Here is a 22,048-nt window from a genome sequence, read left to right as displayed (position 1 = left end):
AGCGTCAGCAGCCCATGTCTGGAGCCGCGCGCCTCTTGATCAGTGGCACCTGCTTCGGCGAGACCGCACCGGTCTGCGACATCGCACGGCGCTGGGGCTCAATGCAGAAAACGTTGCTGCTTTAAACGGACGGGCGCCTGAACGCTGGACGGCGGTGCCCTGGCCCAGCATGTGGCGGCTGCAGGCCTGCCACGCGTTGCTCCGCGCGCTCGACGCCAAGCCATACAGCGAGTGCAGGGAGCAGAAACACCGCGCCGAACAGGTTGACCAGGAACATGAACGCAAGCAGCACACCCATGTCGACCTGAAACTTCAACGCCGAAAAAGCCCACGTACCGACGCCCATGAACATCGTGACGGCAGTAAACAACGCAGCGGTTCCTCTCTGGCGCATCGCGGTGGCAAACGCATCAGGCAAGCTCGCACCCTGCCTGATTTCATGCTGCAGGCGTTCGTACAGGTAGATGCCGTAGTCAACGCCCACGCCAACGCCCAAGGTGATCACGGGTAATGTGGCGACCTTCAGACCAATCCCGAACCATGCCATCACGGCATTGCACAGAATGGACACGAGCGTGAGCGGCACGATGATGCACAGCACCGCACGCCACGAGCGAAACGTCAGCGCGCACAGCAGCGCAATCGCACCAAAAATGGACAGCAGCATCGTGACCTCAGCGTCTCCCACTGCCTCGTTGGTGGCCGCCATCACGCCCACGTTTCCGCCCGCAAGCCGGAATTCGATACCCGGCACCCGGTCCTGAACCGCGAAGCGCTTGATCTCGTCAATGACATGGGCAATGGTCGCGCCCTCGTGATTCTTCATGTAAATCAGGATCTGAATAGCCTGGCAATTTTGCGTATTCATGCCGTTATCGGGATCGAAACCATGGGCCCCCTGCGTCAGCCCCTCGCTAGAACGTGGAAGTGCCGCCCAGCGCGGATTGCCTTCATTGAAGGCCGCAATCGACACTTTGGCGAGAGAAGCCACGCTCGTCACTGATTGCACGCCATCAATGCCGCGCATTTGCATCTCAAACCGCTCGATGGCATTCATCACGGAAAAATGCATACAGGCATCGTCGAACCCTGTGGTCTCCACGACTACCGACAACACATCCACGCCGATGTTGTACTGATGCGTAATCGCGGCGTTATCGAGGTTGTAACGCGACGTGGCACGCAGTTCAGGCGCACCGACCCCGATGTCGCCGATCTGTAACTTGCGCGATTCCAGCGTGCCAAGCGTGAGCAAACCCAGCGCCACGGCGAAAACGATCAGCGCGGGCAGCGGTTTGGCAAAGACCGCAAAGCCGGACCACAGGCGGCTCCCGCCTCTCGCTGCCACACGTCGTTCACGCAACAGCGTGCGGTTTTCGAGCCGGGTGTAGGACAGTAAAACCGGTAACAACACTTTGTTCGTGACAATCATGAACAGGACGCCAAGACAGGCTGTCACGCCCAGTTCACGCACGATATCAATCTGGATCCGCATGATGACCAGAAAGCCCAACGCGTTGGTCAGAAGTGCGACCGTGCCTGGCACGAACAGCTTGCGGAAAGCCTCGCGTGCAGCTTCAACCGGCTCGCCCCCCGCCACCAGCGCCTGCTTCCATGCGTTGGTCATCTGCACCGCATGCGACACGCCGATCGAAAAAATCAGAAAGGGAACCAGAATCGACATCGGATCAATCCCGAGGCCGAGAACGGGTAACGCACCGAGCAGCCAGACAACAGGCAACAACGCCACCAGCAGGGCCAGCACCGTCACTTTCAATGAGCGTGAATAAAGCAGCAGGAGCACCGCGGTAATGCCAAACGCCAAGGCAAAAAAGCCCATCACGCCGGAAATCCCGTCCTCCACATCACCGACTAGCTTGGCAAAGCCAATGATGTTGACGTCGATGTCCCCCTTCCCGTAATGCGCGCGAATCCGCTCCAGCTCGCGCGCGACCGCCGTGTAATCAAGCCGCTTGCCCGTGGCCGGATCCGTTTCGCGTAATTCAGCACGGATCAGCGCCGATTTGAGATCGTTGCCGACTAGCCGGCCAATCTGTCCGGAACGGGCCACATTGCGTCGCACTTTTGCCAGATCATCCGCATTGGCACTCGAGAACTGGCCGGGCACGACAACATCGCCGCGAAATCCGGCCTCAGTCACCTCCGTGTAGCGAACATTGGGGGTAAACAGGGAAAACACCCGCGACCGGTTAACGCCTGGAATAAAAAATACGTCATCCGTTGCATGACGCAGGTCATCCATAAACTTCTTGTTATAGATGTCCCCCGGACCTTTCCAGCGCAAGCTCACGAGGATCGTGTTGGCGCCAGGAAAAGCGCTGGCATACCGGTCAAAAACCTGCATGTACGGATGTTGCATCGGGATCATCTTGTTGAATCCCGGATCGAGCCGCAGCCGGCTGGCCGACCAGCCCAACGCCACCGTTAGCGCAACGCACAGGGTCAGCAGCAGCCGGCGATGGCGAAAAATAGCATCGCCGCAACATTCGACATACCGCCTCAGCCGCGAGCTGACAACACGATCATTGGGCCGGGAAAGGTCATTCATGTGCGTCTCGCAACAGTATGGGGCGACCCGGCATGCGTCACGCAGCAGGTGCGGCCTGCTTCACCGCCCCCTCCTCGCCACCGAGCAGCCATTCACCGTGCCCCATGTCCAGAACAGCTGCAAGGCTTTGCACGCCACCGAGCTTGCGCACCACAAACGTCCGTCCGCTATCGTCCGACGTCACGATTGCGCCGCCCTGCCCGACCATCACAAGTTCGCCATTGCCAAGCTGTACCGCGCCGAAGAAAGACACCGGAACATGACTGTCCACCGCGCGCCAGGTTTCACCGTGATCGCTGCTTCGCACTACGTTGCCGCGCATGCCGTAGGCAAGCCAGTCACCGTTCGCCAGCATCAACGCCCCGAACAGCGAGCCACTGTACGGCGACACACACTTTTCCCAGGTCGTGCCGTGATCGGTCGAGCGCAACAGCGTGCCGCTCTCGCCGGCGATCAGCAGATTGCCCTTGCCGTCTCCAACGATTGCATTCAGATGGCGATCGCTCCCTGGGTTCCTGACGGCATGCCAAGTCTCGCCTGAGTCGCTGGAAGCCCACAACTGCCCAAAACTTCCGGTGGCAAAAACCCGGCCATCCGGGTCACCCCAGACGGATAGCAAGGGATCGGAATGCATGTGATCCCGATGCACCTCATGCCAATGCAAGCCACCGTCACGGGTCTGCACGATCCACCCATCATGGCCCACCGCGATGCCAAGCTTCGGGGTGGTGAAAAACACCTGGGTCAACGTGGAGGGTTGCTCAGGCGTCACGTCAGCCGGTCGCCATGTCCTCGCACCGTCGTCGCTTAACAAGATCACACCGTGCTCACCAACCGCAACGATGCGCGAACCGGCTCGCGCCAGCCCGTTGATCTGCAGGCGGTCCGCGTGCAATGCGCTCGCCTCGAAAGCCGGCAAGGGCCGTGGCGCGAATGCGATCAATGCAGCACCGAATACCAGCGCCGACAGAGCCAGGCCAGGAAGCGTCCCTTTCACGTTCTTGTCTCCACCATGCGCGGTCTACGCCGCGATCTCGAAGAGAGCGGCAGCGCCCATGCCCCCCCCGATACACATCGTAATCACCACATGCCGTACGCCACGACGTGCACCTTCGAGCAGCGCATGCATGGTCATTCGTGTCCCGGACATACCGAAAGGATGGCCAAGCGCAATGGCTCCGCCATTGACATTCAGGCGATCATCAGGGATCCCAAGCTGATCGCGGCAATACAGCACCTGGCAAGCGAAGGCCTCATTGAGCTCCCACAGGCCAACATCCCGCACAGTGAGGCCATGGCGCCATAGCAGCCTGGGTACGGCCAGCACAGGGCCGATGCCCATCTCGTCTGCACCGCAACCGGCCACGGCCAGGCCACGAAATGTGCCCAGTGGCTGCAAAGCGCGCCGCCGCGCTTCCGCGCGCGACATCACCACCACGGCAGCCGCGCCATCGGATAACTGCGAAGCATTGCCCGCCGTGATGAACGCTCCTTGCGCAATTTCCTGCCCGCCACTCCAGACCGGTTTGAGACTGGAAAGACTCGCCGCCGTGGTGTCTTCACGCCCGCATTCGTCGCGGGCGGCGAGCACGCCTTCATCGCCGGTCAGGTTGCCTTCCTTGTCGAACAAAGCGCGACGAACCTCGAGCGGCACGATTTCTGCATCGAAGCGCCCCGCCATTTGCGCCGCTGCAGTGCGCTGCTGACTCTGCAACGCATAGGCATCCTGCTCGCTCCGGGGGATGCCGTAACGGCGCGACACGATCTCGGCCGTCTCGATCATCGTCATGTAAGCCGCAGGCTGCCAGGCGAGAACCGCTTCGGAACGCGCCCGGTAAACATTCTTGTGCCTGTTCTGGGTCAGCGTGACCGATTCGACGCCACCCGCAACGACGATGCGTTCATCGCCAGACATCACGCTGCGAGCCGCGCTTGCAATTGTCATCAGACCCGACGCACACATCCGGTCCAGCGCCATGCCTGGCACCGAAGCCGGTAAACCCGCCGCGGCGGCTGAAAGCCGCCCGATGTTATAGCCCTGAGTGCCCTGCTGCGCGGCACAGCCCATCAAAACGTCGTCGACGTCTTCGGGTGCAACTGCCGCACGGCGCACGGCTTCACGCACAACATGGCCACCCAGCAGCGGTGCCTCCGTGTCATTGAAAAAACCACGGTACGCTTTGCCGATCGGCGTGCGTGCAACGGAAACAATCACGGCCTCATTCATATTCCGGCTCTCAAAAGCTACAAGTAATAGCGGCTGATCGTGTCGGCCACACAAGCGGGCTTGCTGCTCCCCTCAATCTGGACCGTCACCCGTATCCATGCCTGGACACTACTGTCGAGCAATTCCGCCCGCCGTAACTCACCCACGCCGCGCACCCGCGCACCCACGCGCACCGGCGCCGGAAAGCGAACCCGGTCGCAGCCATAGTTCACTCCGTGGCGCATGCCTGTGATCTGCACGATCTGTGGCAAGAACCCGTTCACCAGCGATAGCGTCAGATAGCCATGCGCGATGCACGCACCGAAGGGCCCATGACGCGCTTGCTCCGGATCAACGTGTATCCATTGGTGATCGCCCGTCGCATCGGCAAAACGCTGAATCCGTGACTGGTCGATCTCAAGCCAGTCGCTGACACCCAGCGGGACACCCGCTGCGGCGATCAACTCGCGCGGATGAGAGAAGACTCGCGGGCCTTCCGTGCCTTCCGGCATGGCAACGGCCTGTTCCTGTGTCGCGGCCATCAGGCTTTCTGACTGCTGACGGACAGGACTTCGCCTGTCATGTACGACGCGTAATCGCTAGCAAGAAACACCATCACGTTTGCCACCTCCCAGACCTCCGCTGCGCGCCCGAACGCCTCACGCGACGCAAGTTGATTCAACAGGTCAGCCGAAGCCGACTTCTTAAGAAAATCGTGCAACGCAATACTCGGCGCGACAGCGTTGATGCGAACCCCGTAGGGTGCGGCCTCGAGCGCCGCACACCGGGTGAAAGCCATCACACCGGCTTTGGCCGCCGCGTAATGCGCCTGCTCTGCCTGCGCCCGCCAGCCCAGCACCGAGGCGTTATTGACGATCGCTCCACGCCCCCTGGCCTGCATGCCAGGCAAGATTGCGCGCGTCATGCGGAAGGTGCCGGTCAAGCTAATATCGATCACGCGCGACCATTCGGCATCGTCCATTTCGACGATGCGCTTTGAACCGCCAAGCCCTGCGTTGTTGATCAAAACGTCGATACCCTCCAGGCACGCTTCGGCGTCGGCAACTAGCGCACGCACGTCGTGTTCCAGCGCAACGTTGCACAACCGGCCGTAGACGTGTTCGAGTCCCGTCTCGTGACGCAAGGTCTGGACAGCCTGGTCAAGCCGCTTTGCGTGAATGTCGGAGAGATATAGCGCGCGGCAACCCTCTTCGGCGCACCGGCGCGCCGCGGCAAAGCCTATGCCCGCACCAGCGGCGGCAGTAATCAGCACGGATTTACCGGCGAGCAACTGGTGACCCGGCACATAGCGGGGCGCCGTTGCAGGGAATGACTCGGTCATGACATACCTCGGGCTTCCTTAGGCATGCCGAGCCCACGCTCGGCAATGATGTTGAGCTGGATCTCGTTGGTACCCGCGTAAATGGTGTCGGCACGGGAGAAAAGGAAGACACGCTGCAAATGGCTTCGCCTGACATCGTCAGGGTCGATCACATTGGCCTGCGGACCTAATACGTCCGCAGCCAGTTGGCCCAGATCACGATGCCAGTTCGACCAGTAATACTTATAAATCAGGGCCTCCCGACGAGGGGGCGCACCGGCTTCGCCGCCACCGGACAACATGCGTAGCGCGTTGTGCCGCATCACACGCAAACCGCTCCACGCTCGTCCGATGCGCTGGCGCAGCACAGGATCGCGCACGGCACCCGTCTCCCGTGCAACGTCGATGATCCATTCAAGTTCACGCACAAACTGCATCTGCTGTCCCAGCGTCGAAAGCCCGCGCTCGAAACCGAGCAGCGTCATGGCAACCCGCCAGCCATCGCCCGGCGCGCCGACGAGATCGCACGCTTTAACGCGCGCGCCGTTAAAGAACACTTCGTTAAACTCGGCGCCCCCGCTCAACTGGCGAATGGGGCGAATCTCCACACCCGGCTGCTCAAGCGGCATGAGCAGAAACGATAAGCCGTCCCTGCCGTGGGAATCCGGGTCGCTGCGGGCTAGCACGAAGATCCAGTCGGATTCGTGGGCGAGTGACGTCCAGACTTTCTGGCCATCCACGCGCCATGAACCGTCATCAGCCCGCGTGGCCCGCGTGCGCACACTGGCGAGATCAGACCCCGCTCCCGGTTCGGAATATCCCTGACACCAGAACTGCGTACCGGCGAGAATCCCCGGCAAAAAACGCTGGCGTTGATCTTCGGTACCGCATGCGATCAATGTCGGGCCGAGAAGGCCTTCACCAATGTGGCCCATGCGCCCAGGCCCCCCCGCGCGGGCATACTCCTCATGAAAAATCATCTGCCCGGTCACAGAAAACCCTCGGCCACCCATTTCGCGGGGCCAGCCCATTCCGCTCCAGCCCGCCTGCGCGAGCACTTGCTCCCAGGCTTTACGCAAGGCTGGCCACGCGTCCTCGTCACCAGGCCAGCCGCGATGTTTCAGACAAGCGAATTCGCCTGTCAGATGAGCCTTCACCCAGCCTGCTACTTCCGCGCGCAGCGCCTCTTGCTTTTCGTTGTTCAAAGCGGCGCTCCTCTGCGAGCAAACGATAAGCGCGCGTCCGGAGCGTTGATATTTTTCATCGCGGGGTTGTGTGTTGCAGAACACCAGGCGGGTTCAATACCGTCAAGGGCATAACGCGCGAGCCAGTCCAGCAACTGCGGCGTGGAGCCGAACCACACACTGGATGCCTGTGCGCGCTTGAAATAAAGATGTGGGTCGTACTCCCACGTAAAACCCACGCCCCCATGCAACTGGATCGCTTCCTGGGCGCAAAACGCATACGCCTCATTGGCCGCGGCCTTGGCGACGGCGACCTCAGACCATAATGAAACGGGCGACCCTGGAATTCCTGCGACCTCATCCCACTCCCGCGCCGCACCGAAGACAGACGAGCGCGCGGCTTCGAGCTGCACCAGCATTTGTGCACAACGGTGCTTGACAGCTTGAAAAGAGGCGATCGTGCGTCCGAACTGCACGCGCTGACTGGTGTAGTCAAGCGTCAGATCGAGACATTGCTGAGCCCCTCCCAGTTGCTCTGCAGCCAAGGCAAGCGCACCTCGCCATGCAGTTTGCTCAAGTATCCTGAGCGCTTCCTTGCCGCCAAGCCATGTGTCAGCGCTTACCGCTACCCCGTTAAACGTCAACCGTGCAAGAGGCCGTGTCCGGTCAAGCGTTTCAAGCACGGTCACGCCCAGCCCCTCAACGCTGGCAGCTTCAAGCGCAAACAAGGCGGTCCTCCGGCCATCCTGTACCAGCGTGGCGGGAACGAGCAATAGATCCGCGCATGCACCGTCAAGCACTTGCTCGACGATGCCGGAGAGCGAAAAACCCTGTGCTGTTTCGTGTGCGAAAACAGTGAGCGGCTGCGTACTGAACGGCATATCGAGCGGCAATGCCAGCGTCGCGCGAACGTCTGCTTGCGCGATCCGTTCGAGCCAGGTTGCAGCGAGCGGCTCGTCACACTGAGCCAGCGCTGCCGCTGCCAGACATCCCGTCGAGAAATAAGGCACGCAGGCAAGACGGCGGCCAAGCTGCTCCATCAGCAGCACTTGCTCCACGACGCCAAGACCTATCCCGCCCATCGCCTCAGGGATTGCCAGCGCACTCCATCCCAGTTCGCAGGCAAGCGTCTTCCAGAGCGCGTCGTCTTGCCCGGCCGAACCATCCAGTACGCGCCGGACATCGGCTGACGCGCTGCGTGCAGCCAGCACATCAGCCGCGGCATTGCGAATCATCTCCTGCTCGTGGGTTAAGGTGGCCTCTCTCACATCACGCTCCATAGACTGGCTGTGCCAGCCGCCTTTGCGTCAGCAATTGCGCCACCGCAGACCCCACCTCATCAGGCACCCAGCGGGCGCCGCGGTCGATTTGCGGGCCTGTCCGCCATCCTTCGGCGAGCGCAATCATGCCGCCGGCAACCTCGAAGACCTGGCCATTCACGTGTGCCGATTGCGCACTGCCGAGCCAGACAACGAGTGGTGCGACGTTGGCAGGATCGAAGTAATCGAACGTGCCGTCCTCGGGCTTGCGCATCATGTCGGCGAACACGCCTTCGGTCATGGAGGTTCGGGCAGCAGGCGCTAACGCGTTGGCACAAACACCGTAACGGTGTAACTCAGCCGCCTGTATCAGCGTCAGTGCAGCAATACCCGCTTTCGCAGCACCGTAATTCGCTTGCCCCACCGAGCCTTGCAGGCCCGCGCCCGAGGTTGTATTGATGATGCGGGCATCAACCGGCTGGCCCGCTTTCGCGGCATCGCGCCAGGTGCGGGCGAGCTGTTGCGACAGGCAAAAGTGCCCGCGCAAATGCACGCGCATGACCTCATCCCAGTCATCGCCGGTCATGCTGGTAAACATCCGGTCCCGGCAAATGCCCGCGTTGTTGACGAGTACATGCACCGTGCCAAAAGCTTCTTGAGCTACGTCGACGATATGCTGAGCCGTGTCAGTGCGCGTAATGTCATCGGAGTTCGCCAGGGCCCGGCCACCGTTTTGCACAATCTCGTGGCACACGGCCTCGGCGGCTTCACGGCGAATATCGTTGACCAGCAATGACGCACCATCACGCGCAAATGCCAAAGCGTACTCACGCCCCAAGCCACCGCCCGCGCCTGTCACGATGACCACGCGTCCGTTGCAGATTCCCATGATTTTCCTCGTGGATAACGTGTCGCTTACAAGCGTTCGATGATGGTTACGTTGGCGAGCCCCCCGCCCTCACACATCGTCTGCAAACCGTATCGGCCACCGCTTCGTTCAAGCTCGTGGAGTAGCGACGTCATCAGCTTTGCTCCCGTAGCGCCCAATGGATGACCCAGGGCGATAGCCCCGCCGTTCGGATTGGTTTTTTCAGGTGCGAAGCCGGTCTCGGCAAACCACGCGAGCACAACGGAGGCAAATGCCTCATTCACTTCGGCGACATCAATCTGATCCATGTCGAGCCCGGCGCGAAAAAGCGCCGCTCGCGTCGCGGGAATGGGGGCGGTGAGCATCCACAGCGGATCGTCACCGAGTACGCTCATGTGATGAATGCGTGCACGAGGTGTCAGGTCGTAGCGCCTCAGTGCCTCCTCCGACACAATCAGGAGCGCCGCAGCTGCATCGCCAGTCTGACTCGCCACTGCGGCGCTCAGCGTGCCGCCCGGCGTCAGGGGGTCGAGTGCCGCCATTTTGGCGAGACTCGTATCGGGACGCGGCGTCTCATCGTGCTTCACGCCTTCGAGCGGAACGATCTCGCGGGCAAAATGCCCAGCCTCGATGGCCGACACCGCGCGCCGATGGCTTTCCAGTGCGTAGCTTTCCATCGCTTCCCGCGACAGATTCCAATGATCGGCAATATTCTGTGCCGCGACAAACTGCGACACGGGTGCATCGCCAAAACGCGCCCGCCAACCCTGGCTGCCAGAAAACGGATCGCTAAAACCAAGTGGAACGGCCACCGTCATCGCAGACGAGATGGGGATTTGAGTCATGGTCTGCACGCCACCCGCAACCACCACATGCTGTACGCCACTCATCACGGCCTGGGCGGCGAAATGCACCGCCTGTTGCGACGAACCACACTGACGATCGACGGTAACGCCCGGCACCTGCAATGGCAGCCCCGCCGCGAGCCAGCAACTGCGGGCAATATTGCCCGCAAGCGGTCCAATCGTATCGACGCAACCGAAGATCACATCGTCGTATTCATTCGAGGGAATCGCATTGCGGCCGACAAGCATGTCAAGCACGAACCCGCCTAGGTCCGCCGCGTGCATATGCGCGAGGCCACCATTGCGCCGCCCCGTTGGCGTGCGGACTGCGTCCACGATATAAGCCTGTTTCACTGTTCCTCCAAAGCGAACGTCTGCGCGGGCCCCACCAGCACACGGCGATCGAGCAGCACGCTGGCCACCCGGGCTTTGTGAAAAGCGCTGTCACCCCAACTGTTCGCCAGCGCCCAGATACGTTTCATGAAAATCTGTAAATCGAGCTCCCACGTGTACCCCATCGCGCCATGCACCTGCATTGCCTGCCGCGCAGCCAGTTGCGCGACAGCCGTCGCCGCAAGCTTGGCGTGAGACACAAAGACAGCACGTTGCGGATGATCTTCGGCTATCGAGCATGCAGCACGTGCGACCACCGGCCGGGCAAACTCATAACGAATCGCCACATCCGCAAGCAGGTGCTTGAGCGCCTGGTACGAACCAATCGCCCGGCCGAACTGCTTGCGTTGCGCGCTGTAGTCAAGCGCCATGTCGAGTAGTCGTTGAGTCAGCCCCAGCATCTGCGCCGCAACCGCGAATGCACCATGGTCCAGCGCGCGCTCGAGCAACGGCTTCGCTTCGCTAGCCGTAGCAATTCGGGCCGCTGGCACAGGTTCCCAATCGAGCGTAAAAAGCCGCCTCGAAGGATCAATGCTGCTCACGGGTTGCCATGCGGCGTCTCCTGGCGCCACGCGATAGAGTTCACCGCGATGCTCACACAGCAGTGTCTGCGCGACGTGAACATCAGCTGTGTAGGGATTGACAGGATGCGTGAAGGCAACGCGCGCACGCCCCTGCGCGATATCGCGCAAAAGCGCATCGCGCCAGGCGCTGGCGGGCAGTCCGCTGAGCACGCCGACAGCGATCAGGGCCGTGTCGATCAACGGCTCCGGGCTACCGAAATAACCGTAAGTCTGGGCCAGCAACGCCCAGTCTGTTTCGTCAAGGCCAAGGCCTCCGTGTTCTTCCGCAACGGACACAGCGGTCAGCCCCTGCGAGGCAAACAAGGACCACAATGCATCGGACCGACCACTGGGAGTGGTCCACAATTCCCGAATCAGCTCCGGCGTCATTTCGATCATCAGGAGACGCTTGACGCTTTCCGCGAGCGCCTCCTGCTCTTCATTGAAGACAAAATCCATGGCATTCCCGTTTAGTCCAATGACGGCTCATGCAGCGTTATGTTCGCGGCATGCCCAGCATCCGTTCCGCGACGATATTGCGTTGAATCTCATTAGTGCCCGCGTAGATTGGGCCTGCCTGCGCAAAGAGGAAGCCATCGAGCCAGTTGCCGAGCGCCTCGTGTTGCGCCAGCGAATCAGGGACGATCTCGGCCTGCGCGCCGAGAATCTCGAGTGCGGTGTAATGCATCCGCAAATCAAGCTCCGACCAGAACACCTTGTTCGTGCTTGATTCCGCGCCGATGTGGCCACCTTTTTGCAGGCGGCTCACCGTCGCGTAAGTCGAGAGCGCGTAGGCCTGTGCATCCATCCATGCTGCGGCGACCCGCTCACCCAGCGTCGGATCGCGCTCAGCCATGAAACGGTTCGCAAGGTACAGGTCACGCAGCGCCTGGGCGGTGCGCTGGAAGCGTGCCGGTGAGCGAAGCATCAGGCCGCGCTCGAAACCGGCCGTCGCCATCGCCACCTGCCAGCCCGCGCCCTCGGCCGCGATGCGGTTCTCAAGTGGAACCCGGACGTCGTCAAAGAAGATCTCGGCAAAGCCGGGCTGACCGTTCAGTTGCCGGATCGGCCGCACGCTCACACCCGGCGCCGATAACGGCACCACCAGGAAAGTCAGGCCGTTGTGACGCAACGATTGCGGCTCGCTGCGAAAAAGTCCGAATAACCAGTCGGCCCATACCGCTCGAGTCGACCAGATTTTTTGGCCATTCAAAATGTATTCGTCGCCGATCCGGATCGCGCTAGCGCGAATCGCCGCCATGTCCGAGCCCGCGTTGGGCTCCGACCAGCCTTGCGCCCAAATATGCTCGCCCGCCGCCATGGCCGGAAGAAATCGCGCCTTTTGCGCCTCCGTCCCAAACTCCATCAGGGTCGGCCCGAGCAGAAAGATACCGTTCTGGTTGACCCGCATCGGCGCATCCGCGCGCCAGTATTCCTCTTCGAAGATGAGCCATTCGATCAGGTCGCAGCCACGCCCTCCCAGCTCGCGCGGCCATGTCACCATGCTCCAGCAGCCCGAATGCAGCGTGCGCTCCCATGCACGATGCGCTGCGAAGCCCTTCTCGGTATCGAAGCTCGGCAACTGTTCGCGCGGGACATGCGTTGCAAGCCACGCCCGGATCTCCGCGCGCAATGCGTTCTGTTGAGCCGTATAGATTAGTTGCATCCGTCAGCCCCTAATGGATCGGCAAAGCGTTCGAACTGCGCGTCGCGCTTCTCCACAAATGCAGCGCGTGCCTCGCCCGAATCCTGAGTCATGTAAGCCTGCAAGGTGAACCCCTGCTCCCAGCGATACTTATCCTCAAGATCGCCATCCTCGATACCATTGAGCGCCTCCTTCGCAAGCCGGACCATAGCGGGGCTCTTGTTCGCTATCTGGCGTGCGATCGTGAGGGCTGCATGACGCAGATCGGCCAGCGGCACGACCCGCTCGAGCGCACCTAGCCGCCAGGCTTCCGCGGCACCGATCATGTCACCCGTGAAGTACATCGAGCGAACTTTCTGCACGCCAAACATCCGTTGCAAATGCGCGCCACCGCCCATTGCACCACGGTCTATTTCGGGCACGCCGAAGCGCGCGCAGTCCGATGCAACAACGATATCGGCGGCCCCACACAGGCCAATGCCACCGCCCAGAACAAAACCGTGCACCGCCGCGATAACGGGCTTGGGATTGCGATGCAGCGCGCGAAATGTTTCATAGTTCCCCGCGTTGACAGCGACGATCCTCTCTGGATAAGTAGCCAGCTCCTTGATATCGACGCCCGCGCAAAAGCCACGTCCTTCACCGCGTACGACGATCACGCGGACGCTATCGTCGCGGCCGATGGCATCGAACGCTTCAGCGAGCGAGTGCCAGCCGGATGCATCCAGTGCGTTGACGGGAGGATGATCGATCACTACCTCAGCGATGCCGCCTTCCCGTTCAATCCGGAACGGCAGCGCTCCGGCAGGCCCAGGGTACTGAGTCTTTTGCATCTTTTACGTCTCCTGCATCTTTTGAGTCTTGTGCGTCACGTTCATTGCTCCCTGTTCGCTGCTATTTACCTCAGGCTGCCTGCACGGCGCAGGCCCGATGTGGCACGCCCAGCATCTCAAGACGCACGGTGGCATCGGCCACCATCCGTGCAATCAGTTCTTCACAGGATTCGATCGCGCCGATCATCGCTGCGGCCTGGCCGCTTGGAAGGATGCCCTCGTCGGGGCGACCTGCAACGATCGCGCGCTGGATCAGAAAAGGCGCATTGGTTGCCATCAACGTCTGGCTGGCGGTATAGCCGTGCTCGCGCAACGCCCGCAGCGCCATGGCAAGCATCGGGCGTATACCCAGACCGCTTTCACGACGCCACGTGTTGGCCGTGCTCAGCGCGAACAGCGTGCGGCGTAGCGGCCCAAAACGTTCAAGCCGCAGCAGATAGGGGTTATCGATCATCCGTTGCGGTAATCCGTCCAGTGCATCGGATACCCGGATCAAGGCTGGATCGGTCACTGCAACGTATCGCGCTAGCGTCGCAGAAGGCACGGGAGACTGGGACGTCATCAGAAAACGCGTACCCATCGCTATGCCTGCCGCACCGTAGCCCAGCGCTGCGGCAAGACCCCGGCCATCGAAAAAGCCGCCCGCAGCCACCACCGGCACGTTGACAAGATCGAGCACGCGAGGCAGCAGTAGCGTAGTTGGCATCGAGCCGGTATGTCCCCCTCCTTCGGAACCCTGAACAGTGACAAGATCCGCACCGAGCTCGACAGCCTTGAGCGCGTGTTTGGGCGCGCCAACGGTTGGCATGCACAGCACGCCGGCGTCCTTGAGGTTGCGAATGGTTTTTGCCTTCGGCCCGCGTCCGTAGCTCACCGCGCGTAGCCCGTGTTCGATAGCCAGATCGACTATCTGCTCAGCGTTCGGCTGAAACATATGAAAATTGATGCCAAACGGCTGGTCCGTCAGCGCTTTGACACGCAGGATCTCGGCCTCGGCATGCTCGGGTGCAAGTGTCGCGCCCGCAAGAAAACCAAAGCCCCCGGCATTGCAGGTCGCCGCAACGAGCTGGGCATCAGCCACCCAGCCCATCGCCGTCTGGACAATCGGATAGCGGCAACCCAGTAAATCACAGAGTTCGGTATGAACGAGATGACTCATGCCGCCTCTCCAGCCGAGGCTTGAGGAACCCCAGCAGGCTCCGGCTCACGCTGCGAATTCGCCATCGCACGCGCGTCGTACCCGCCTAGCCGGTCACCACTTACCAGCTCGTTATGCGCATGGGCAAAGTGATGCCATGCAAATGCGGCATCCATTGCAGCCCGCTTGCCCTGCAGCTCTTCGACATGATTGAGCGCCTGTTTGGTCAAGGCCAAACCCAGCCTCGGCATCTCAGCGATCTTCGCCGCCATCGCGTAGCTCGTCTCGACAAGGCTATCTCGTGGCACAACGCGATTCACCATGCCCATCTCATACGCACGCGCCGCCGACATCCGCTCGCCCAGAAACAGAAATTCTTTCGCAATACGCGGATTCAGCTCGTAGGCATGAGCGAAATACTCCACGCCAGGAATACCCATGCGCACAACTGGATCGGCGAAAAATGCGTCATCCGCTGCGACGATCAGATCGCACACCCACGCAAGCATGAGCCCACCGGCAATGCACGCACCCTGAACCATAGCGATGGTGGGTTTCGGCAGCTCGCGCCACCTGCGGCACATGCCGAGATAGACCTCCTGCTCGCGGACGTAAAGAAACTCGCCGCCGTCCTTGCCAACATGGTCGTACCAGAGAGACGTCCTTTCAAACGACTCATTGATGTCGCGTTCTGGCGTGCCAATATCGTGCCCCGCTGAGAAATGCTTGCCGGCACCGGCTAGAACAATCACTTTGACAGCATCATCATGCGACGCGCGCTGAAAAGCTTCATCAAGCGCATAAGTCATCTTTGAATTCTGCGCATTGTGATAACTGGGACGATTCATCGTGATCGTAGCGACACGGTTCTCGACAGAATAGGCAACCACTTGTCCCGAGTCCTGAGCCTGATTAGTTTGCATCTCGAACCTCAGTGGCGAGGTGCCGGATTGCCACGCACGATGGACGCGCGCAGATTGTGCGGATCAAGCGCACGGATGATTTGCAGTTCCCCGGCAACAGGCGGCGGCGTCGTGTCTAGATCAGGGCTAGCGGCCAGCGGAAACCCGGTGGCATCCTGCACCTCGTCGAAGCTCACACCTGGATGCAGGGAAGCAACACGCACGGCATGATCCGGACCGCCAAAATCCATCACGCAAAGATCTGTGACAATGCGGCGCAAATCAATAAAGGTCTTCGTTCCCGGCAGACGGCGTCCCGGGTTGTAACCCATGCTGCAAACCATATCGACCTCTCCTGCAACGAAGATGCGTTTGCTGTGCCCGGAAACAAAAAACGAATTGGCGTGATGCATGCTGTTGCCCGGAAAACCACGCACGCCCAACAATTGGGTTTTAGGTCGCGCGGGGTCATCGCCAAGCCAGGAGATATTGGTCTGGCCAAAACGGTCAATCTGGGTAGGCATCACGAGCGCATGCCGGTGGCCCTGCCACAGGCAATCGAACACCCGCTCATAAGTCATCCAGCCGCTTGCCTTGACGCGATAGCCTGCCTCTCGCGGACCTGGCGGAACCGGCTCTTCGACAAGCCAGGCTTCACCATCGGTCAACATGAGCGCGTCGTTGTAAGCGAGCCGTGCGAGACCGGCCGCAAGCCGTGGGCCCGTCCCAATGCCCGTCGCCAGCACTTCGCCATCGGCACGCCAGCCCTGCGCAGCCGCGACGATCATCATTTCCGCGAGGGAATAACCGGGAGAATCGCTCACGGGCGCTCCTTTACAAAATCAAAGAATCAAAGAATTAAAGAACTAGAGAACAGGCAACGGCAAAGCCGTTACATGAGACAGACCACCTATCTTTTCGAGGTAATGCGGCTCACTGTGACCGACGATCTCGCGTAGGTACGCGGAAGTTTGCAAAGCGTCTTCCGCGCTTGCCGCGTAGACACGCAGGCACGGCAAATCCCAGCCATACACAGGCGCGCAGGAAGTCGGATGCGCACCGCCCGGTGCGTGCACCACTCCGGTGACGAGTGAGCGCTCAAAAGGGCTGCGGCGCGCCAGTTCGAGATCGTCACTGGCAAGCGACGGGCTGAGCGTTTCAGTCGTGACATAGCAATGCTGCGCGGCACGCGCGAACCATGCATCGAAAAACGGATCGGGACCATCAATGCGCGTATTGCCACGATGATCCGCCGCATTGACGTGCAACAGGGCTGCGTCCAGCTTGATTGCAGGCATCGCTAGTAACGTTTCGCCGTCGTCATAGGGCGACGTAATGGTTCGCAGATGGGGCGCATGATTCATGAGACTCGTGCCCAGACCCACGCGCGTAGGAAGAAAAGGAAGACGCGCGGCTGCGGCGCGCAGGCCAAGCTGCAGCATGCCCTCATCGAGCTCGAAGACGTCGATGCGGCCTTGCTCACGCGCGCGGCGAAAGTGAGGCTCAAGTGCAATCACATCGAGCGACACGAAGCCGAACACGACCTTGCGTACTTTTCCGGCAGCACACAGCAACCCAACATCAGGACCGCCATAGGCGACGATAGTCAGATCCTTCAAAGCCGAGCGGGCTATTTCACGCACGAGTGCCATCGGCTTGCGCCTCGGCCCCCAACCGCCAATGCCGATTGTCATGCCGTCGGCAAGTTGCGCGATCACGTCGCGCGCTGTCATTCGTTTGTCGAGTCGCTTCATCGTCAGGCCTTAGCGGTATCCAATGCTGAAATCGTGGCCCCACATACTGACCTTCGTCGCCTCGAACACCGCGTGCTGCAACCAGTCAACAGTCAACCCGCCAAAGCCATATTCGAAATCGAAACCGCCAGGCGTTTTCATGTAGAACGAGATCATCTGGTCGTTGCAATGCCGGCCCAGTGTTGCCGACAGCTTCACGTCAAACGCTGCGGCGCGATCAAGCGCACGGCCTACCTCGTCCATCGAATCGACCTCGGCCATCACGTGCACACAGCCGGAAGGAACCGCCATTTCAAAGATTGCAAGGCTGTGGTGCCGCGCATTGCGGCAGTGCATGAAGTGAATGCGCTTCTCCGGCTCAGCGGGATCATCGGTGAAGCGAACACGAAAAATGTCTGACAGCTTAAAGCCCAGTACGTCTCGTACAAACGCATCGGTTGCATCAAACTGTGGCGCAGGCAGCACGGTATGGCCGAGCCCCATCGCGCCCGTGACAAAAATCGGCACGCCGACAGGTGAGACGAAACGCCTGAAATCGCAACGCATGCCCCAGTACAGTTCATGCCGGTTACCCGACGGGTCAACGCACCAGGCCATCTCCTGTACGCGGCGGTTCGCTATTTCTTCAAGCGTGCCGCGCATCAGCTCGATCCCTTCGCGCCGAAACGTCGCACACGCCATAGCAAACGCGGCGGCATCGGCCAGTTCCCAACCCGATGCCAGATAGCAGTCGCGGTCTCCAGGAACGATCAGATAGCGGAAATCACGTTCGTCCATCTTGAGATAGAGCGCACCGCCTCGGGCATCCTGGGTTTGCATTCCAAGCACTTCTGCCGCGTAACGGCGCCAAGCCTCAACGCTTGATGCCTGCACGACGACATAACCGAGTGCACAGACATCAATCATGCCGGCCTCCTGAAGAATTCGTTTTCAATGAAAGGATTCTGCAGATGCGAGGCACAAGGCACATCGTCTGTTGGGATGAGGAATCTGTGGAGATTCAGGAGATTTTAGAAAATTCAGGACGCTGCCGTGGCCCGTAGATGGAACTTGAGCACTTTGCCGGCCGCGCTCGTCGGCAATTGCTCGACAAACGTGAAATGACGCGGCACCTTGTAGTTCGCCATGTTGCGGCGTGCCCATTGATTCAGCTCTTCCGCGTTGGCCTGTGCACCCGGTCTGAGCACCACATAAGCGTGGCCGACTTCACCCAGCCGCTGATCCGGCACACCCACCAGGGCCACTTGCGCAATCGCCGGATGTGCAGCAAACAGATGTTCGATCTCAGCGGGGTAGCAGTTAAACCCGCCGACAATAAACAGGTCTTTAATACGGTCGGTGATGTGCAAGTTGCCACGGTGATCGACGCAGCCGAGGTCACCCGTGTGCAACCAGCCGTCACGGTCGATGGCCTCACGCGTCGCCTCCGGCTGCCTGAAATAACCGCGCATCACGTTGTAGCCGCGCACCCAGATCTCGCCTATTTCATCCGGAAGAAGTAACTCGCCGCCTGGCGCTGAAATGCGGATTTCAACATCGGGCATCGGCCTGCCTGAGGTATAGGCAACGGTTTGCGCATCATCGCCATGACGACACAAGGTTGCGAAGCCGCATGATTCTGTCAGTCCGTAGCCCGTGAGCACCGTATCGAATCCTAGTTCAGCGCGCATCCGTTCGATCAGGGTCGGCGCGATTGCGGCGGCACCTGTCACCGCGATCCTCAATGAAGAAAGATCAAGCCCGGCACGCTCAGGCGTGTCGAGCAACGCGTAATAGAGTGTCGGTGGCCCAGGCAAAACCGACACCCGCTCTTTGGCGATGCGTTGCAGTACCTGCTCTGGCCGGAACACGGGATGCGGCAACACGGTCGCACCGCTGACAAACGCGGCAAGCCAGCCAGCCTTGTAGCCAAAGGTATGGAAGAACGGATTGACGATCAGATAGCGGTCATCCTCACGAATTCCCACGATGCGGGCCCAGTCACGCGCAGCCCGAAGATTTTGCCCATGTGTCGTCATCACCCCTTTGGGCCGGCCTGTGGTCCCCGAGGTAAACATCAGGTCCATCACGGTATCTGGCGTTACCTGCGTTTCGCGCTCACGAACCTGGTCAACCGGCACTTGCGCGGCGCGTGCGAGAAACGCCGGCCAGTTTTCGTCATGTGGGTGGGCACGGGCTGTGCTGTCGAACAGGACAATCCGTTCGAGCGTGACAGGCCGGTGTGGCGCCAGCATCGCGGGATAGGACTCGCCGAGGAATGTCTCGCAGCAAAATAGCAGGCGCGCGCCGCTGTCATGCAGAATGCCGCCCGCCTCCATGCCCTTCATCCGCGTATTGACGGGCACTAGTACTGCGCCGACGCTATGGATCGCCAACGCCGTCACGATCCACTCCGGTAAATTCGGTGCCCAGATCGCAACCCGATCTCCGGCCTCTATGCCGCAGGCAAGCAAGGCACGGGCAACCTCGACGCGTGCGTCGTCGAGTTCCGTATAGGTCAGGCTAGCATCGCCGGAGTCGATCGCCAGATGCGTACCGTAACGCTCGGCGGCTTGTGCGATAAGCGCAGGGGTGGTCAGAATGGTGTTGAGTGTCATGATCCAGAGGGCACAAAAAAATGCCTTTCGCGCCGCGGGCACAAAACGGCTCAAACGGCTCAGTCGGGAAAAACCACTCGCAGCGCGGCACTCTCGGGCCTCGCGCAGCACGCGAGGGTCCAGCCTGCAGCGCGTTCCTCATCATCAAGGAGCGGGTTGCGATCAAGCGCAACGCGACCTGTTTCAACCCGGCACATGCAGGCGCCGCACTGTCCCATGCGGCATGAATTCGGCGCGCGTAAACCCGTTCGCAGCATGGCTTCGAGCAAGGTCTCCCCGGGCAGGCTCTCGAACTGGAACGTGGTGCCGTCAAGCACGGTCTCTATCGCCGCCCCCTTTTTTTCCGCAGCGCCAGGCTCCGACGCACCCTGGCCGACATCGCTTGCGGGCGGCAAATCAATCGCATCGGGCAACGAGGCGAACCGTTCCACATGTATCCGCGCCCGAGGCAAGCCCAGCCCGGCCATCGCACCCAGCGCGTGTTCCATGAAGCGCGCGGGGCCACAAATAAAGGTCTCCTGCTGGCTCCAGGGACGAGCCAGTTCTTCCAGATGCCGTTGCTGCGGTATGCCCTGGATGCTGTCGAGCCAGTGAATGAGGCGCAACCGTCCCGGATGCCGCTGCACCAGTTGCCGCAATTCGGCGAGAAAGATCACACTGCTTTCGTCCCGGTTGGCGTAGATCAAGGTCTGTATGCCACGGCCATAGACCAGTGCTGATTTGATAATCGACAAGATCGGCGTGATCCCGCTGCCTCCTGCAAACAGCAGCAGATCGCCATCAAGCGAGCGTGGCGTGAACACGCCCGCAGGGGGCATGACCTCGATCACCTCGCCTTCTTTCAGGCAATCGCATAACCAGTTCGAAGCCCGGCCATCGCGGACACGTTTAACGGTGATCTTGAGTGCTGCATCGACACCGGGTGCGCTCGACAATGAATAGCAGCGCTGCACCTGGGTCTCAGCGCAAGGCACGCGTAACGTGAGGAACTGCCCAGGCTGGTAAGCAAATTCGGGTTCCAGTTCGGGCGGCACGTCGAACATGAAAGAGTAGGCATCGGTGCTTTCCTCAATCACGCTCATGACGGTCAACCGATGAAAACGCACCTCATCCATTACTGTGCACCGTGCGCCTCAGGCTGCGCCCATGATGAGTTGCCCATTGTCGATCCGGTACTCGCTGCCATTGATGAAGCGCGACTCGTCACAGGCGAGGAACAACACAAGGTTTGCTACGTCTTCCGCTAGCGCCAGGCGGCCTTGCGGATCAATACCCTGTTCAAGCAGGCGTCGTGTCTCTTCCGCAGCACCGAAATACTGTGCGGTCATCGGTGTAAAAATCCCGTCTGGATGAATCGAGTTGCAGCGGATCCGATAGCCTTGCTGTTTGCAATAGGCTGCGATCGAACGCGTCATGGCCGTCACCGCCCCTTTACTCGCCGAGTACGCGCAAAACATGCCCATGCCGCCGAGCGCCGCGGCCGACGACATGTTGACGATCGCGCCGCCTTTTGCCTTCATGGCCCGTACGGCAGCGCGGCAACCCAGGAAGTAGCCGTCCGCGTTGACGCGCAGCGTGCGTTGCCAGTCAGCGAGCGAGCCTTCCTCGATGTTGCTGGCAATGAGGATCGCGGCATTGTTGACGAGGATATCCGGTGCGCCGTATTGCTTTTGCGTCGTGCCAAGGACGTCATCCCAGTTCGCCTCCGAGGCGATGTCGTGACGCACAAAATACGCGGCACGCCCAATCTCGCGGGCTAGCTCACGACCATCCTCTTCGTTCACATCGGTCAGGACCACCCGCGCACCTTCGCGTGCGAACAGTAGGGCATCAGCCTTGCCAACGCCACTTGCCGCGCCAGTGACGATTGCGATCTTGCCATCGAGCTTGCCAGTCATTTTTTGTTCCATTCTGGATTTGAACCGTGTTTGAACCGTACCTGAACCGTGCCTGAACCGTGCCTGAACCGTG

The 22,048-nt window shown here is 60.6% G+C and carries 20 protein-coding genes; all 20 read right to left on the bottom strand.

Translation table 11 applies throughout. The annotated features are described in order from the left end of the window. Nucleotides 1-121: 121 nt before the first annotated feature. Nucleotides 122-2,569 (bottom strand): efflux RND transporter permease subunit, encoded by a 2,448-nt coding sequence (locus GH657_RS04100; protein ID WP_153099543.1) that lies wholly within the window; start codon nucleotides 2,567-2,569, stop codon nucleotides 122-124. A 37-nt stretch (nucleotides 2,570-2,606) separates the two neighbouring features. Then, nucleotides 2,607-3,566 (bottom strand): WD40/YVTN/BNR-like repeat-containing protein, encoded by a 960-nt coding sequence (locus tag GH657_RS04095; protein ID WP_153099542.1) that lies wholly within the window; start codon nucleotides 3,564-3,566, stop codon nucleotides 2,607-2,609. 24 nt (nucleotides 3,567-3,590) lie between these two features. After that, nucleotides 3,591-4,796, bottom strand: a complete 1,206-nt coding sequence (locus tag GH657_RS04090) for an acetyl-CoA C-acyltransferase (RefSeq protein ID WP_153099541.1) — start codon at nucleotides 4,794-4,796, stop codon at nucleotides 3,591-3,593. A gap of 17 nt (nucleotides 4,797-4,813) precedes the next feature. Beyond that, nucleotides 4,814-5,317, bottom strand: a complete 504-nt coding sequence (locus GH657_RS04085; protein WP_281349356.1) for a MaoC family dehydratase — start codon at nucleotides 5,315-5,317, stop codon at nucleotides 4,814-4,816. After that, the gene (locus tag GH657_RS04080; protein ID WP_153099540.1) at nucleotides 5,317-6,117 is read right to left on the bottom strand and encodes an SDR family oxidoreductase; all 801 of its coding nucleotides are present in this window, start codon (nucleotides 6,115-6,117) and stop codon (nucleotides 5,317-5,319) included. The genes GH657_RS04085 and GH657_RS04080 overlap by 1 nt, the downstream gene beginning before the upstream one ends. Next, the gene (locus GH657_RS04075) at nucleotides 6,114-7,301 is read right to left on the bottom strand and encodes an acyl-CoA dehydrogenase family protein (RefSeq protein ID WP_153099539.1); all 1,188 of its coding nucleotides are present in this window, start codon (nucleotides 7,299-7,301) and stop codon (nucleotides 6,114-6,116) included. Before GH657_RS04075 ends, GH657_RS04080 begins: the two co-directional genes overlap by 4 nt. Beyond that, a complete protein-coding gene (locus tag GH657_RS04070; RefSeq protein WP_425495748.1) occupies nucleotides 7,298-8,515 on the bottom strand; it encodes an acyl-CoA dehydrogenase family protein in 1,218 nt (405 codons plus the stop codon). Before GH657_RS04070 ends, GH657_RS04075 begins: the two co-directional genes overlap by 4 nt. Before the next feature lie 34 nt (nucleotides 8,516-8,549). After that, nucleotides 8,550-9,428, bottom strand: coding sequence for an SDR family oxidoreductase (locus tag GH657_RS04065; protein ID WP_153099537.1), 879 nt, complete (start codon nucleotides 9,426-9,428; stop codon nucleotides 8,550-8,552). A gap of 26 nt (nucleotides 9,429-9,454) precedes the next feature. Then, on the bottom strand, nucleotides 9,455-10,606 hold the full coding sequence (locus tag GH657_RS04060; RefSeq protein ID WP_153099536.1) for an acetyl-CoA C-acetyltransferase: 1,152 nt from the start codon (nucleotides 10,604-10,606) through the stop codon (nucleotides 9,455-9,457). After that, nucleotides 10,603-11,667: an acyl-CoA dehydrogenase family protein gene (locus tag GH657_RS04055; protein WP_153099535.1), complete on the bottom strand. Its 1,065-nt coding sequence runs from the start codon at nucleotides 11,665-11,667 to the stop codon at nucleotides 10,603-10,605. Before GH657_RS04055 ends, GH657_RS04060 begins: the two co-directional genes overlap by 4 nt. Nucleotides 11,668-11,704: 37 nt before the next feature. Next, nucleotides 11,705-12,874, bottom strand: a complete 1,170-nt coding sequence (locus GH657_RS04050) for an acyl-CoA dehydrogenase family protein (RefSeq protein WP_153099534.1) — start codon at nucleotides 12,872-12,874, stop codon at nucleotides 11,705-11,707. Continuing rightward, a complete protein-coding gene (locus tag GH657_RS04045; protein ID WP_153099533.1) occupies nucleotides 12,865-13,686 on the bottom strand; it encodes an enoyl-CoA hydratase family protein in 822 nt (273 codons plus the stop codon). The genes GH657_RS04050 and GH657_RS04045 overlap by 10 nt, the downstream gene beginning before the upstream one ends. A 70-nt stretch (nucleotides 13,687-13,756) precedes the next feature. After that, nucleotides 13,757-14,845, bottom strand: a complete 1,089-nt coding sequence (locus GH657_RS04040) for an NAD(P)H-dependent flavin oxidoreductase (protein WP_153099532.1) — start codon at nucleotides 14,843-14,845, stop codon at nucleotides 13,757-13,759. Next, nucleotides 14,842-15,747 (bottom strand): enoyl-CoA hydratase, encoded by a 906-nt coding sequence (locus GH657_RS04035; protein ID WP_153099531.1) that lies wholly within the window; start codon nucleotides 15,745-15,747, stop codon nucleotides 14,842-14,844. Before GH657_RS04035 ends, GH657_RS04040 begins: the two co-directional genes overlap by 4 nt. A gap of 8 nt (nucleotides 15,748-15,755) precedes the next feature. Then, nucleotides 15,756-16,517: a CoA-transferase subunit beta gene (locus GH657_RS04030; RefSeq protein WP_425495747.1), complete on the bottom strand. Its 762-nt coding sequence runs from the start codon at nucleotides 16,515-16,517 to the stop codon at nucleotides 15,756-15,758. Between the two features lie 75 nt (nucleotides 16,518-16,592). Beyond that, nucleotides 16,593-17,480 carry a CoA transferase subunit A gene (locus GH657_RS04025; RefSeq protein WP_153099529.1) on the bottom strand — a complete coding sequence of 296 codons (888 nt, stop codon included), beginning with the start codon at nucleotides 17,478-17,480 and terminating at the stop codon, nucleotides 16,593-16,595. Between the two features lie 9 nt (nucleotides 17,481-17,489). Next, a complete protein-coding gene (locus GH657_RS04020) occupies nucleotides 17,490-18,386 on the bottom strand; it encodes a VOC family protein (RefSeq protein WP_153099528.1) in 897 nt (298 codons plus the stop codon). 113 nt (nucleotides 18,387-18,499) lie between these two features. Then, nucleotides 18,500-20,077 carry a FadD3 family acyl-CoA ligase gene (locus GH657_RS04015; RefSeq protein ID WP_153099527.1) on the bottom strand — a complete coding sequence of 526 codons (1,578 nt, stop codon included), beginning with the start codon at nucleotides 20,075-20,077 and terminating at the stop codon, nucleotides 18,500-18,502. 59 nt (nucleotides 20,078-20,136) lie between these two features. Further along, entirely contained in the window at nucleotides 20,137-21,192 is a 1,056-nt protein-coding gene (locus GH657_RS04010) for a ferredoxin--NADP reductase (protein WP_153099526.1), read from the bottom strand. A gap of 18 nt (nucleotides 21,193-21,210) precedes the next feature. Beyond that, nucleotides 21,211-21,975, bottom strand: coding sequence for an SDR family oxidoreductase (locus tag GH657_RS04005; RefSeq protein ID WP_153099525.1), 765 nt, complete (start codon nucleotides 21,973-21,975; stop codon nucleotides 21,211-21,213). Nucleotides 21,976-22,048 lie beyond the last annotated feature (73 nt).

It is taken from the genome of Paraburkholderia hayleyella (assembly GCF_009455685.1).
GTDB lineage: Bacteria > Pseudomonadota > Gammaproteobacteria > Burkholderiales > Burkholderiaceae > Paraburkholderia > Paraburkholderia hayleyella.
The sequence above is the reverse complement of the archived record's forward strand: the minus strand, read 5'-3'. Positions and strand labels throughout refer to the sequence as shown.

What these genes read in the sequence shown, in the direction of transcription:
- GH657_RS04055 (WP_153099535.1), bottom strand. Translation starts at nt 11,667, where the DNA reads ATGGATTTTGTCTTCAATGAAGAGCAGGAGGCGCTCGCGGAAAGCGTC.
- GH657_RS04020 (WP_153099528.1), bottom strand. Translation starts at nt 18,386, where the DNA reads ATGATTGATGTCTGTGCACTCGGTTATGTCGTCGTGCAGGCATCAAGC.
- GH657_RS04085 (WP_281349356.1), bottom strand. Translation starts at nt 5,317, where the DNA reads ATGGCCGCGACACAGGAACAGGCCGTTGCCATGCCGGAAGGCACGGAA.
- GH657_RS04065 (WP_153099537.1), bottom strand. Translation starts at nt 9,428, where the DNA reads ATGGGAATCTGCAACGGACGCGTGGTCATCGTGACAGGCGCGGGCGGT.
- GH657_RS04010 (WP_153099526.1), bottom strand. Translation starts at nt 21,192, where the DNA reads ATGGATGAGGTGCGTTTTCATCGGTTGACCGTCATGAGCGTGATTGAG.
- GH657_RS04090 (WP_153099541.1), bottom strand. Translation starts at nt 4,796, where the DNA reads ATGAATGAGGCCGTGATTGTTTCCGTTGCACGCACGCCGATCGGCAAA.
- GH657_RS04050 (WP_153099534.1), bottom strand. Translation starts at nt 12,874, where the DNA reads ATGCAACTAATCTATACGGCTCAACAGAACGCATTGCGCGCGGAGATC.
- GH657_RS04005 (WP_153099525.1), bottom strand. Translation starts at nt 21,975, where the DNA reads ATGACTGGCAAGCTCGATGGCAAGATCGCAATCGTCACTGGCGCGGCA.
- GH657_RS04035 (WP_153099531.1), bottom strand. Translation starts at nt 15,747, where the DNA reads ATGCAAACTAATCAGGCTCAGGACTCGGGACAAGTGGTTGCCTATTCT.
- GH657_RS04030 (WP_425495747.1), bottom strand. Translation starts at nt 16,517, where the DNA reads ATGATGATCGTCGCGGCTGCGCAGGGCTGGCGTGCCGATGGCGAAGTG.
- GH657_RS04015 (WP_153099527.1), bottom strand. Translation starts at nt 20,077, where the DNA reads ATGACACTCAACACCATTCTGACCACCCCTGCGCTTATCGCACAAGCC.
- GH657_RS04080 (WP_153099540.1), bottom strand. Translation starts at nt 6,117, where the DNA reads ATGACCGAGTCATTCCCTGCAACGGCGCCCCGCTATGTGCCGGGTCAC.
- GH657_RS04025 (WP_153099529.1), bottom strand. Translation starts at nt 17,480, where the DNA reads ATGAAGCGACTCGACAAACGAATGACAGCGCGCGACGTGATCGCGCAA.
- GH657_RS04040 (WP_153099532.1), bottom strand. Translation starts at nt 14,845, where the DNA reads ATGAGTCATCTCGTTCATACCGAACTCTGTGATTTACTGGGTTGCCGC.
- GH657_RS04045 (WP_153099533.1), bottom strand. Translation starts at nt 13,686, where the DNA reads ATGCAAAAGACTCAGTACCCTGGGCCTGCCGGAGCGCTGCCGTTCCGG.
- GH657_RS04100 (WP_153099543.1), bottom strand. Translation starts at nt 2,569, where the DNA reads ATGAATGACCTTTCCCGGCCCAATGATCGTGTTGTCAGCTCGCGGCTG.
- GH657_RS04070 (WP_425495748.1), bottom strand. Translation starts at nt 8,515, where the DNA reads ATGATTCGCAATGCCGCGGCTGATGTGCTGGCTGCACGCAGCGCGTCA.